The organism is Streptomyces sp. Ncost-T10-10d (assembly GCF_900091955.1).
Classification (GTDB): Bacteria; Actinomycetota; Actinomycetes; order Streptomycetales; family Streptomycetaceae; genus Streptomyces.
This window is the reverse complement of record NZ_FMDF01000012.1, coordinates 117,441-129,992: the sequence shown is the minus strand read 5'-3', so window position 1 is coordinate 129,992 and position 12,552 is coordinate 117,441. Positions and strand designations below refer to the sequence as shown.

General features: G+C 68.9%; 8 protein-coding genes and 3 pseudogenes. 8 read left to right on the top strand and 3 right to left on the bottom strand.

All coding sequences use genetic code 11. The features are described 5' to 3' along the window. Positions 1-133 (top strand): annotated as a pseudogene (locus GA0115254_RS45465) (metallophosphoesterase); the annotation flags it as partial. Positions 134-421: 288 nt separating this feature from the next. Here GA0115254_RS45465 and GA0115254_RS01570 read toward each other — a convergent pair. After that, complete coding sequence (locus tag GA0115254_RS01570; protein ID WP_093893436.1) at positions 422-841, bottom strand: secondary thiamine-phosphate synthase enzyme YjbQ; 420 nt, start codon at positions 839-841, stop codon at positions 422-424. A 92-nt stretch (positions 842-933) separates the two neighbouring features. Between GA0115254_RS01570 and GA0115254_RS47355 the strand changes: the two genes are divergently transcribed. The 4 genes and pseudogenes from GA0115254_RS47355 to GA0115254_RS01555 all read left to right on the top strand — a co-directional run bounded on the left by GA0115254_RS47355 (position 934) and on the right by GA0115254_RS01555 (position 4,151). Next, positions 934-1,017, top strand: coding sequence for a putative leader peptide (locus GA0115254_RS47355; protein WP_370740809.1), 84 nt, complete (start codon positions 934-936; stop codon positions 1,015-1,017). Positions 1,018-1,224: 207 nt separating this feature from the next. Then, positions 1,225-1,688 (top strand): annotated as a pseudogene (locus GA0115254_RS01565) (ABC transporter substrate-binding protein); the annotation flags it as partial. Then, positions 1,685-2,890, top strand: a pseudogene (locus GA0115254_RS01560) (LLM class flavin-dependent oxidoreductase); the annotation flags it as partial. The pseudogenes GA0115254_RS01565 and GA0115254_RS01560, both read left to right, overlap by 4 nt. Positions 2,891-3,008: 118 nt before the next feature. Further along, on the top strand, positions 3,009-4,151 hold the full coding sequence (locus tag GA0115254_RS01555) for an NAD(P)/FAD-dependent oxidoreductase (RefSeq protein WP_256102344.1): 1,143 nt from the start codon (positions 3,009-3,011) through the stop codon (positions 4,149-4,151). 12 nt (positions 4,152-4,163) lie between these two features. Here the strand turns inward: GA0115254_RS01555 and mltG are convergent, their stop codons facing one another. Then, entirely contained in the window at positions 4,164-5,012 is an 849-nt protein-coding gene (gene mltG, locus GA0115254_RS01550; RefSeq protein ID WP_093893435.1) for an endolytic transglycosylase MltG, read from the bottom strand. Positions 5,013-5,396: 384 nt separating this feature from the next. Then, positions 5,397-7,202: an ABC transporter ATP-binding protein gene (locus GA0115254_RS01545; protein ID WP_093893434.1), complete on the bottom strand. Its 1,806-nt coding sequence runs from the start codon at positions 7,200-7,202 to the stop codon at positions 5,397-5,399. Positions 7,203-7,319: 117 nt separating this feature from the next. On the opposite strand from GA0115254_RS01545, the gene GA0115254_RS01540 reads away from it, so the two are divergent. From GA0115254_RS01540 to GA0115254_RS01530, 3 genes are all read left to right on the top strand, one after another. Further along, positions 7,320-7,763 carry a MarR family winged helix-turn-helix transcriptional regulator gene (locus GA0115254_RS01540; protein WP_093893433.1) on the top strand — a complete coding sequence of 148 codons (444 nt, stop codon included), beginning with the start codon at positions 7,320-7,322 and terminating at the stop codon, positions 7,761-7,763. A gap of 89 nt (positions 7,764-7,852) precedes the next feature. After that, positions 7,853-10,804, top strand: coding sequence for an FAD-binding and (Fe-S)-binding domain-containing protein (locus tag GA0115254_RS01535; protein WP_093893432.1), 2,952 nt, complete (start codon positions 7,853-7,855; stop codon positions 10,802-10,804). 240 nt (positions 10,805-11,044) lie between these two features. Next, the gene (locus GA0115254_RS01530) at positions 11,045-12,499 is read left to right on the top strand and encodes a Gfo/Idh/MocA family protein (RefSeq protein WP_093893431.1); all 1,455 of its coding nucleotides are present in this window, start codon (positions 11,045-11,047) and stop codon (positions 12,497-12,499) included. Positions 12,500-12,552: the final 53 nt, after the last annotated feature.

Genomic DNA, 12,552 nt, shown 5'->3' with positions numbered 1-12,552 from the left:
CCACCACGGCACCCGCACCCTCCTCTACACCAGCCGCGGCACCGGCTTCTGGGGCCCGCCGTTCCGCGTCTTCGCCCCCAGCGAGATCACCCTGCTCGTGCTCCGCTCCCCGAACCTGCCCGCCTCGCCGTAGCAGTGGGCGGGCCAACACGTCCGCATGGAGCTGTCCACGAGCTGTAGGGTGCGGCGTCGGCAGATGACCAGGCTCGTCTCGCTGAGGACAAGATCCGGACCATTCCCGGGCCGACGGCTCCAACGAGCCACACGTGGCCACGTTTTATGCGGGTCAGCGACGCGTGACGCCTGTACCACCAGCAGACGAAGAACCTGCTGGCAGGCGTGGCACGCTCATCCGCCAACCTGCGCGCCACTCAGTTGGTGCGGCCGGATTTCCCCTCTGCAGTCCCACCGAAGCGACTGACTAGCCGAGGAAGCTCAGGCGCACCTTACGGTTGTCATTCGAGATGTTGGTGTCGACCAGACACACCGACTGCCACGTCCCCAGTTCCAGCCGCCCCCCGATCACCGGCAGCGTTGCGTGCGGTGGGACGAGGGCGGGGAGTACGTGGTCGCGGCCGTGACCGGGCGTGCCGTGACGGTGCTGCCAGCGCTCGTCGGCGGGGAGCAGGGTGTGGAGGGTGGCCAGCAGGTCTTCGTCGCTGCCCGATCCGATTTCGAGGATGGCGATGCCGGCGGTGGCGTGCGGTACGAAAATATTGAGCAGACCGTCCCTGGCGGCGGTCCGGACGAGGAACTGCTCGCAGTCGTGCGTGAGGTCGGTGACGGTCTCCGTCGATCCGGTGGTGATGTGCAGGACGCTGGTCGCGAAGGCGTGGGACATGGGTCCATCCTCTCGCTCATGCGGCGAGATCACGCGTCCACGTGCCGAGACACCCTTGACCGTTTCAGCCATGGATCGCTACGTTCAGCGCCATGTCCCGTTCAACCCTGCTCACTTCGCGCGGTCACATCGACCTGCTGCGGGTGGCTTCCGCCGCGTGTCGTCGCGGCTGCTGACGTCGTTTCAGCGCACCTTCCCCCCACTGGTGACCGGGCGTTCCGGCTGCCCGTTCCCGCTGCCGTACATGCCTGTTCACATGTGCCCCTGCGTATCCCGCCTCGTCGCCCGCGTGTCGTAGCCCCTGTGCCGTAGCGGCAGCAGCGGTTCGCGCACGCGTGTGGCCGGGGTGTGCCTCCCCCTGTCCGTGGACTGCTCGTGGAGCCAGCCGGGGCAAGGGCGATGCGTGGGCCGCCTGGGATCCGTACACCTCGCAGGTGCTCCGCAGCACGAAGGCCCGGGTGCTGACGGCGCATTCCAGGTGACCTCGCCCTCCGCGCTGAAGGATGCCGAGAAGTCCCAGGCCATCGGTGACCTGCTGCTCCGTCTGCATCGGGCGCAGGCCTGGGTGTTCAAGCACCCGCAGGCGTGGGCGAAGGTCTGGGCGGAGGAGGCCGGGCTGCCGATCGAGGTGGCCCTGGACACGGTCGAGCGCAGCTACGGGACCCGGGTGCCCGTTGCCATCGGTCCTCCGGCGATCGCCTCCGAGCAGGCGATCGCCGACACCGTCGCCGATCTGAAGCTCATTCCGCGGCGCTTCGCCTTCAAGGACTGCGTCGACACCCGCTTCAACCGAGATCTGCCCCCGTCCTCCGCAGCCCCCCGTTCGTACGGAAAGGCCTCGTCATGAATGTTCATCTGCACTGGTTCCTGCCCACCGGCGGCGACGGACGTACGCTCGTCGACCGGCACGCATACACCGACGGCGGGATCAGGCGGGGCCGGGTCACTCCGGCGAGTGGGGTGCGTGCGCCCGACATCGAGTATCTGGCGCAGATCGCCAAGGCCGCCGAGCAGCTGGGCTTCGAGGCGGTGCTGACACCCACCGGCACCTGGTGCGAGGACGCCTGGCTGACGACAGTGGCACTGGCTCAGCACACCGAGCGGCTGAAGTTCCTGGTGGCGTTCCGGCCGGGTGTCGTCTCGCCGGTGCTCGCGGCGCAGATGGCCGCGACGTATCAGCGGATCACCCGGGGACGGCTGCTGCTCAATGTGGTGACGGGTGGCGACTCGACGGAGCAGCGGCGGTTCGGCGACCATCTGGACCACGACCGGCGCTATGCACGGACCGCCGAATTCCTCTCGGTGGTGCGCGGTGCGTGGAGCGGGCGGCCTTACGACTTCGAGGGTGAGCACTACCAGGTGGCGGGCGGACTGACCGCGTTGCCGCCGGACCCGCTGCCGGACATCTTCTTCGGCGGGTCGTCGGCAGCGGCCGGACCGGTGGCGGCCGCGCATGCCGATGTCTATCTGACCTGGGGCGAGCCACCGGCCGCGGTGAAGGAGAAGATCGACTGGATCCGCGGGCTGGCGGACGAGCAGGGCCGTACGGTCCGCTTCGGTATCCGGCTGCACACCATTTCCCGCGACTCGTCGCGGGAGGCATGGGCGACGGCCGACCGGCTGCTGGGCGATCTCGACCCCGAGACGATCGCCGCCGCTCAGCAGGCGCTGGGGCTGAGCGAGTCGGTCGGGCAGCAGCGGATGCTGGCGCTGCACGGCGGCTCACGCGACAAGCTGGAGATCGCGCCGAATCTGTGGGCGGGCGTCGGTCTGGTGCGAGGCGGTGCGGGCACCGCGCTGGTCGGGAATCATGCGGAGGTCGCCGACCGGATCGAGGAGTACCACGCACTGGGTGTCGAGCACTTCGTGCTGTCCGGTTACCCGCATCTGGAGGAGGCGTACTGGTTCGGCGAGGGCGTGACGCCCGAGCTGGCGGCGCGTGGTCTGCTCTCGACCGTATCGGCGTCGCCGTTGCTCGGTGCGCCCGCGGCGAACGGCCGGCCGGCGTCCGCGCCGGGCGGGGCTCCGCTGCTGATCGCCGGTGGACGCCGAGACGGAAGGTGCGATGAGCCGGAAGGCCGGGCCTGCGGGCCGGTGCGTCGGCCGGTGTGAGGGAACCGCTACAGATCGCGGGAAGATCCTCACCCCCGAAGAAGTTGGTAGAAGCGTGAACAACTTTGGGGTGGCCGCAACGCACACGGTCGATGTCGTCGTGGTGGGCGCCGGACAGGCAGGACTGTCCGGCGCCTACCATCTGCGACGCGCAGGAATGGAGCCCGACCGTGATTTCGTCGTGCTCGACCACGCCCCGCGCCCCGGCGGCGCCTGGCAATTCCGCTGGCCCTCGCTGACGTACGGCAAGGTGCACGGTATGCACGCACTGCCCGGCATGGAACTCACCGGATCCGACGGCAGCCGGCCCTCCTCCGAGGTGATCGGCGAGTACTTCGACACGTACGAGCGCACCTTCGACCTGCGGGTTCACCGGCCGGTCGAGGTGAGCGCCGTGCGCGAGGGCGAGAGCGGGCGACTGCTCGTCGAGACGTCCGAGGGTACGTACGCCACCCGCGCCCTGATCAACGCCACCGGCACCTGGGACCGGCCGTTCTGGCCGCGTTACCCGGGTCAGGAGAGCTTCCGGGGGCGGCAGTTGCACACTGCGAACTATCCGGGGCCCGCCGAGTTCGCCGGGCAGCGTGTGGTCGTGGTGGGCGGCGGCGCCTCCGGTACGCAGCATCTGATGGAGATCTCCGAGGTGGCCGCCGGAACGTACTGGGTGACGCGTCGGCCGCCGGTCTTCCGGGATGGGCCGTTCGGCGCGGACCAGGGGCGGGCCGCCGTGGCGATGGTGGAGGAGCGGGTGCGGCGCGGGCTGCCGCCTCAGAGTGTGGTGAGCGTGACCGGGCTTCCGCTCACCGACGCGATCCGGCGCGCTCGCGAGGAGGGGGTACTCGACCGGTTGCCGATGTTCGACCGGATCACACCGACCGGGGTCGCGTGGGACGACGGCCGGACCGTCAAGGCCGATGTCATCCTCTGGGCGACCGGGTTCCGGGCCGCCATCGATCATCTCGCGCCGCTGAAACTGCGTGAGCCGGGCGGCGGCATCAGGGTCGAGGGCACACAGGCGGTACGCGACGAGCGCATCCATCTTGTCGGGTACGGGCCGTCCGCCAGCACGATCGGCGCCAACCGGGCGGGGCGGGCCGCGGTGCGTGCGATCACACGGCTGCTGGACAAGGCCGGGACGGAGACCGAAGCGGAGACGGAAACAACGACGGACGAAGAGCTCATCCCGGCCGTGGTGTGACGGCGCAGGTACTCAGCCCCCGGACGCGTTGCGGCGGTTGCGGTTGAACTCCTCCACATTTCTCTGCTGTTCCGCATAGCTGCCGGTGAAGCGGGTGTCCCCCGGCGCGACCGTGACGAAGTACAGCCACGGTCCGGGGGTTGGGGTGATCGCCGCCGTCATCGCCTGCTCGCCCGGGTTGCCGATGGGTGTAGGCGGCAGTCCCTTGCGCTCATAGCTGTTGTACGGACTGTCGATCTTCGTGTCGCCGGTGGTGGTGTCCAGGGTGCTGCGGTTCAGCGCGTAGTTGAGTGTGGAGTCCATCTGGAGCGGCATGCCCCGGTCGACCCGGTTGTAGATCACCCTGGCGACCTTGCCCATGTCGCGCTCGGTGTCCGCCTCGGCCTGCACGATGCTTGCGATCGTCACCGTCTGGTACGCCGAGACGCCGTTGCGCCGCGCGCCTGCGGTGATGTGGTCCGCGCCGAAGCGTTCGACCGCCGTGTCGACCATGTACCTGAGCAGGTCCTGCGGGGTGGAGTCGGAGGTGACGGGGTACGTCGCCGGGAAGAGGTAACCCTCGGGATTGCCCTTCGCCTCGGCCGGAAGCGGCAGATCTGCCGTACCGGCAGCCTTCTCGGTGATGCCGGATGCCACGGCCAGGGTCTGGTCGACTGCGGCGTACACCTGGGACGCCCGCCATCCCTCGGGGATCACGAGCGGGCGAGCCCGCTCGACCTTGGGCCCAGGTGTCAGCAGCGGTACGAGGACAGCCGCTGCCACGGCGAGGACGAGGACGGCACCGATGAGCAGCACCAGACGACGGCGCCTGGCCGGGCGGAGAGTGCGACGGGGCGGGGTGTCCGGGGACTCGTTCACCATGCGGGCACGCTATCCCGCCGCCCGGAACCCCCACCCGGGCGACACGGGCCCACACTCCATGAACAGAACACACGAACAGGGGATCGGGTGTTCGCTGAAACGCGTGATCGTTTCGCTGTTCGTTGCTCAACTCCCCTGCGGCAGATGATGATTACGGGGCGCAAGCGACGGGCTGCAGACCGCGACTGCGCAGTCCCACTTATGCACCATGTACAAGGAGAAACACCGGATGAACCTCATCACCAACCTGCTCGCCGGCATCGTCCACTTCGTGGGTTGGCTCGTCTGACCATTGCTCCGCCCGGCGCCGTCGTTCCCCGTCCCACGGGAGCGGCGGCGTCGCCGCGTGCAGAGCCTCGGCAGGGGCACGCCCGACCCCGCCGATCAGCTTGGCGCGGGGGCCAGTTCGGTGTCCCGCCGGACCAGGGCGGCGTAGCGGCCGTCCTGTTGGAGGAGTTCGTCATGACTGCCGCGCTCGGCGATTCGGCCGCCGTCCAGGACGACGATCTGGTCGGCGTCTCGGACGGTGGAGAGCCGGTGGGCGATGGTGATGGTGGTGCGTCCCGCGGAGAGTGCGTCGATCGCTTCCTGCACGGCGAATTCCGTGCGGGTGTCGAGGGCGCTCGTCGCCTCGTCGAGCACCAGGACGGGCGGGTCGCGCAGGATCGTACGGGCGATGGCAAGGCGTTGTTTCTCGCCGCCCGAGAAGCGGTAGCCGCGTTCACCGACCAGGGTGTCGTAGCCGTCGGGCAGTGAGGCGATGTGGTCGTGGATCTGCGCCGCACGGGCGGCTGCCTCGATTTCGGCGTCGGTCGCATCCGGCTTGGCGAAGCGCAGGTTGTCGGCGACCGAGGCATGGAAGAGATACGTCTCCTGAGAGACCACGCCCACGGCCCGCGCCAGGGTGTCGAAGTCCAGATCGCGCACGTCGACACCGTCGAGCGTGACCCGGCCGCCGGTGACGTCGTAGAGCCTGGGCACCAGATAGCTGAGCGTGGACTTGCCGGACCCCGTCGGTCCTACGATCGCCAGGCTGCCGCCGGCCGGCACGGTCACATCGACGCCGCTGAGGGTCGGGGCGCTCTTCTCGTCGTAACTGAAGTCGACGTCCTCGAAGCGGATCTCGCCGCGGATCTTCTCCAGCCGGACGGGGTTCTCGGGCTCGGTGATGTCCACCTCGAGATCGAGGTACTCGAAGATCCGCTGGAAGAGCGCGAGGGACGTCTGCATCTGCACCCCGGTGGAGAGCAGACTCACGGCGGGCCGGAAAAGGCCCTGCTGAAGCGAGACGAAGGCGACGAGCGTGCCGATGGAGACGGCGGGGCCGCCGGACTGCAGGGCCAGGCCCGCCGCCCAGTAGATGACGGCGGGCATGGCGGCCATGACGATGCCGATCGTGGACATCCGCCACCGCCCGGCCATGCTGGAGCGCACTTCGAGGTCGACCAGCTTCTCGGACTCCTCGGCGAAGCCCTTGGTGAGGGAGTCCGCCCGGCCCATCGTCCGGCCGAGCAGGATGCCACTGACGGAGAGCGACTCGGTGACCGTGGCCGCCATGGCGGCCATCTGCTTCTGGCGCCGGGTGGTGATCTTCTTGCGCTCACGGCCGACCCTGCGGCTGATCCAGACGAAGACCGGAAGCAGGAGGAGCGAGACGAGGGTGAGCCGCCAGTCGAGCGCGAGCATCGCGACGACCGTGGCGACGACCGCGGTGAGATTGGAGACCAGTGACGTCGCGGTGGAGGTGACGGTCGCCTGCATGCCGCCGATGTCGTTGGCGATGCGGGACTGCACCTCGCCGGTGCGGGTCCTGGTGAAGAAGGCGAGCGGCATCCGCTGCAGCTGTGCATAGACCGCGGTGCGCAGGTCGTGCATGACGCGCTGGCCGACCGTGGTGGAGATCAGAGTCTGCAGGACACCGAAGACGCTGTTCATCACGGCGGTGAGGACCATACCGAGGGCGAGCAGCGACAACAGTCCCGTACGCCCCTGCGGGATGGCGGTGTCCAGGATTTCGCGCAGCAGGAACGGCGAGGCGACCGACACCAGCGACGAGGCGCCGACGAGCAGCCCGACCAGGGCGAGCCGGCCTCGGTAGGGACGGAAGAGACGCAGGATGCGGCGCAGCTCTGCGGGCGGGCGGCTCCCGTCCCGGGGCGGGGGTGTCCAGGTGATTTCGTCGGGTTTCATGGGCTCCTTCATCGGGCGCACAACAGCGAGGAATGGGACTGGGGACTCTAACTTTTGAGAGCATAGCTCATTGTTACCTATGTTCACAATGCACAAGGTCCTGATATTGTTCCCCTCATGGACTCCTCCGACGCCGATGGCGTGCTCGCCGAGCAGTTGCTGCGGGTGACCCGCAGGCTCCAGCGGATTCAGAGCCGCCAACTGGAGCCGATCGGTATAACTCCCGCACAGTTCAGGCTGCTCCGCACGGTGGCGCATTACGACGGGCCGCCCCGGATGGCGGACCTCGCGCAGCGCCTGGATGTCGTCCCGCGTGCCGTGACCAGTCTGGTCGACGGCCTGGAGGCGAGTGGCCGGGTGCGTCGCACCCCCGATCCGGACAGCCGACGGGTGGTCCGTATCGAAATCACCGAGGAGGGCCTCGCCACCCTCCGGTCGCTGCGCGACGCGCGCCGGGCCGCCGCGGAGGAGATCCTGGCTCCATTGACCGCCGATCAGCGCGAGGTGCTCGGCGGGCTGTTGTCCGCCCTGGTCAACGGAATGCCGGAGCGCCGCTGCTGAACCTGTGCGGGCACGCGTACACCGGATGGGTGCCGCGTGTGCGCCGTCGCCGTACCAGTACCGAACCGAACCGCCGAGGAGAGCCCGACATGCCACTGCTGGAGCCGAAGCCGGAAGCACTCCGCCCCGGTGCGGTGCGTACACCGTCCCCGGACCGGGTCCCCGACCGGCAGGCTCCGGGGACGCCCGAACCGCTGCGCGGCGAGCTGATCGACCTGCTGGGGCCGGAGAAGGTGCTGTGGAAGGTCTCCGACCTGGTCAAGTACGCCTCCGACGCCAGTCCCTACCGGTTCGTCCCCCAGGTCGTCGTGGTCCCGGAGGACATCGACGACATCTCGGCGATCCTGTCGTACGCGCACGGCAAGGGCCGCGAGGTCGTCTTCCGGGCGGCCGGCACCAGTCTGAACGGCCAGGCCCAGGGGGAGGACATCCTTGTCGACGTACGCCGGCACTGGGCGGGCATCGAGGTCCTGGACGACGGCGCGCAGGCCCGCATCCGGCCGGGTACGACGGTCCTGCGGGCCAATGCCACCCTCGCCCGGCACGGCCGGCTGCTGGGGCCCGATCCGGCCAGCGCCATCGCCTGCACGATCGGCGGAGTCGTCGCCAACAACGCCTCCGGAATGACCGCGGGAACGACCCGCAATTCGTACCGCACCGTCTCCTCCCTCACCTTCGTACTGCCGAGCGGCACGGTCGTCGACACTGCGGATCCGGCAGCGGACGAGGACCTGGCCCATGCCGAGCCGCAGCTGTGCGAGGGGCTGCTGGCCCTCAAGGCGGAGATCGAGGCGGATGCCGAGCTCACCGCCCGGATCCGTGCCAAGTACGAGATCAAGAACACCAACGGTTACCGGCTCGACGCCTTCCTCGACGGCTCGACACCCGTGCAGATCCTGCGCGGTCTCATGGTCGGCTCCGAGGGGACCTTCGGCTTCATCTCCGAGGTCGTGTTCGACACACTGCCGCTGGACCGCCGCATCTCCACCGCCCTGCTGTTCTTCCCCTCCCTGACCGCGGCGGCCGCCGCCGTGCCCCGCTTCAACGAGGCGGGGGCGATCGCCGTCGAGTTGATGGACGGCAACACGCTGCGTGCGTCGGTGAGCGTCCAGGGCGTGCCCGCGGACTGGGCCGAGCTGCCCAAGGAGACCACGGCACTGCTGGTGGAGTTCCGGGCTCCGGACGAGGCGGGCCAGCAGGCGTACGAGCGGGCGGCGGCCGCCGTCGTCGAGGGGCTCGACCTGGTCGCCCCCGTTGCCTCGGTGACCAATGAGTTCACGCGCGAAGCCAAGGTCATCTCCGGCTACTGGAAGGCCCGCAAGGCGTTCGTCACCGCGGTCGGCGGCTCCCGGCCTGCGGGTACGACGCTGATCACGGAGGACTTCGCAGTGCCGCCCTCCCGGCTGGCCGATGCCTGCGAGGCCCTGCTCGGGCTCCAGGCGGAGCACGGCTTCGACGCCGCCGTCGCCGGCCATGCGGCGCACGGCAATCTGCACTTCCTGCTCGCCTTCGACGCGGCGAAGCCGTCCGACGTCGACCGCTACGCCGCGTTCATGGACGACTTCTGCCGGCTGACGGTGGAGCGCTTCGACGGCTCCTTGAAGGCGGAGCATGCCACCGGCCGTAATATCGCCCCCTTCCTGGAGCTGGAGTGGGGCCCCAAGGCGACCGAGCTGATGTGGCGCACGAAGCAGATCATCGACCCCGACGGAGTGCTGGCGCCCCGGATCGTCCTCGACCGCGACCCGAAGGCCCATCTGCGCGGATTGAAGACCATCCCCAGGGTCGAGCTGATCGCCGACCCGTGCATCGAGTGCGGCTTCTGCGAACCGACGTGTCCGAGCGAGGACTTGACCACCACTCCGCGCCAGCGGATCGTGCTGCGCCGGGAGATGATGCGACAGCCGGACAGTTCACCGGTGGAGGCGCAGCTGCTCGAAGCGTACGGCTATGACGCCGTCGACACCTGCGCGGGCGACTCGACCTGCAAGCTCGCGTGCCCGGTCGGCATCGACACCGGCGCCATGATGAAGGACTTCCGGCACCAGCGGCACTCACCACGCGAGGAGCGGATCGCGGCGCTCACTGCGAAGAACTTCAAGGCGGTGGAGGCGGCGGCACGGCTCGCGGTCGCCGCGGCCGACCGGATCGGCGACCGGATCGGTGACGGGCCGCTGGAGACGCTCACCGGGCTCGCCCGCAAGGCCGTGCGCCCCGATCTGGTGCCCGAGTGGCTGCCCGAGATCCCCGGCGCCGCCGCCCGGAAGCTGCCCCGCACCTCCCGTGTCGGGGCGAGCGCTGTGTATTACCCGGCGTGTGTGAACCGTATCTTCGGAGGTCCCGAAGGCCATCGCGGCCCGTCGCTGCCGCAGGCCGTCGTCGCCGTCTCCGCCCGCGCCGGAAAGCCGGTATGGATTCCGGACGATGTCGCAGGGACCTGTTGCGCGACGATCTGGCACTCCAAGGGATACGACGCGGGCAATGCCGTGATGGCCAACCGCATCGTGGAGGCGGCCTGGGGCTGGACGGCGGGCGGAAAGCTGCCGCTGGTCGTCGACGCCTCGTCGTGCACGTTGGGCATCGCCCATGAGGTGGTGCCCTATCTCACCCCCGACAACCGGGAGTTGCACCGGGAGCTGACCATTGTCGACTCCCTGGTCTGGGCGGCGGACGAACTGCTTCCTGAGCTGACAGTCCTCCGCAAAATCGACTCGGCGGTCCTGCATCCGACGTGTTCCATGCAGCATCTGGACGACGTGGAGCAGCTGCGCACGGTCGCGGAGGCCTGCGCGGAGGAGGTCGTGATCCCGGACGACGCCGGGTGCTGTGCCTTCGCGGGCGACCGAGGCATGCTGCACAAGGAGTTGACGGCCTCCGCGACGGCGAAGGAGGCCGCCGAGGTGAATGCGCGGAAGTACGACGCGTATCTCTCGGCCAACCGTATGTGCGAGATCGGTATGGACCGGGCCACGGGGCAGTCGTACTACTCGGTGCTGATGGAGCTGGAGCGGGCCACTCGGCCGGGCGCTGTGGTGCGTTGATCACCGGGCCCGTCCGGCGGCCGATTCGTCCTCTGCCGCCCGACGGGCCTGACGATGCCCTCGCACAGCCGGGCGGGCTCGGTTTCCGAGCCCGCCCGGCTTTTGCGTGGGCACAAAAGTCCATGGTTTCGAAGCAGGAGTCCAATCACTCCCCTTGCGCATCAGCAGCCCCAACTACCAAGGTCCTTACCGAGGTTCATTCACCAGCCGCGCACGTCAGACCCCCCTTCTGGAGGATCGATGAACGACGCAGCACAGCAGGACGACGCTACGCAGGACGGCGACGAAGGCTCGGTGAGCCGCCGCTCGGTCCTGTGGACGACCGCCTCAGTGGCCGGTGCCGGGCTCGCACTCGGCGGTCTCAGCAGCGGCACCGCGGCCGCTGCCACCCCCACCCGGGGCCCGGAGGCCACTCCCGTGGGACAGGTGGCCGCTCCGAAGCGCCAGGGGCGCACCATGGTAGGCGTGCCGTTCGACCGGCGCTCCACCGTCCGGGTCGGCATCGTCGGCCTCGGCAACCGCGGTGGCAGCATGATCGATCTCTTCCTCGCCGTCACCGGCGTACAGGTCGTCGCCGTGTGCGACCCGGTCAAGACCAAGGCCGAACGAGCGGCGGCGAAGGTGACCGCCGCCGGTCAGCCTGCGCCCGCCGTCTACACCAACGGCGAGGACGACTACGCGAATCTCTGCAGGCGCGGGGACATCGACTTCGTCTATGTGGCGACGCCCTGGGACTTCCACTTCGAGATGGCGAAGACCGCCATGCTGAACGGCAAGCATGTCGGCGTGGAGTGTCCGATCGCTCTCCAGCTCGACCAACTCTGGGAGTTGGTCGACCTCTCCGAGCGCACCAGACGCCACTGCATGCAGCTGGAGAACTGCTGTTACGGGCAGAACGAGATGCGGGTGCTGCGCATGGCCCATGCCGGCCTCTTCGGTGATCTGCTGCACGGCGCGGGCGCGTACAACCACGATCTGCGCGGCCTGATGTTCGACCCGGGGTACTACGAAGGTCCCTGGCGCAGGCTGTGGCACACCAGGTTGCGGGGCGATCTCTACCCCAACCACGGGTTCGGTCCGGTCGCCAACTACATGGACATCAACCGTGGCGACCGTGCGGTGAGCATCACCAGTGTCGGATCCCCGTCGCTGGGGCTCGCCGAGTACCGGGAGAAGAACATGCCGGCCGGTGATCCGAGCTGGAAGGAGACCTATATCGAGAGCGACCGGACGATCAGTCTCGTCCAGACCGCCAAGGGACGGGTCATCCGGCTGGAGCACGATGTGTCCACTCCGCATCCGTACTCGCGGATCAACAGTCTCGGCGGTACGAAGGGGGTCTTCGAGGACTACCCGGCCCGTATCTACATCGAGCCCGACCACACGGACGACAACTGGGGTGATTTCGCCAAGTACACCCAGTGGGACCACTGGCTGTGGAAGGAACACGCCAACCCGCCCGGCGGTCACGGCGGCATGGACTACATGCTGGTGTTCCGGCTGATGCAGTGCATGCGGCTCGGTCTCGTCCCCGACTTCGATGTGTACGACGCGGCGACCTGGACGTCACCCGTTCCGCTCAGCCATCTGTCCATCAAGGCGAAGGGCGCGCCGCAGCAGATTCCGGACTTCACCCGCGGCGAGTGGAAGAAGGCCCGCTCCGGCATGGACTCGGAGAATCCGGAGAAGGCCTGACGGGCCGGTACGACGGGCTGCGGGGCCTGCTCCGGTCGAGCCGGCCCCGCAGC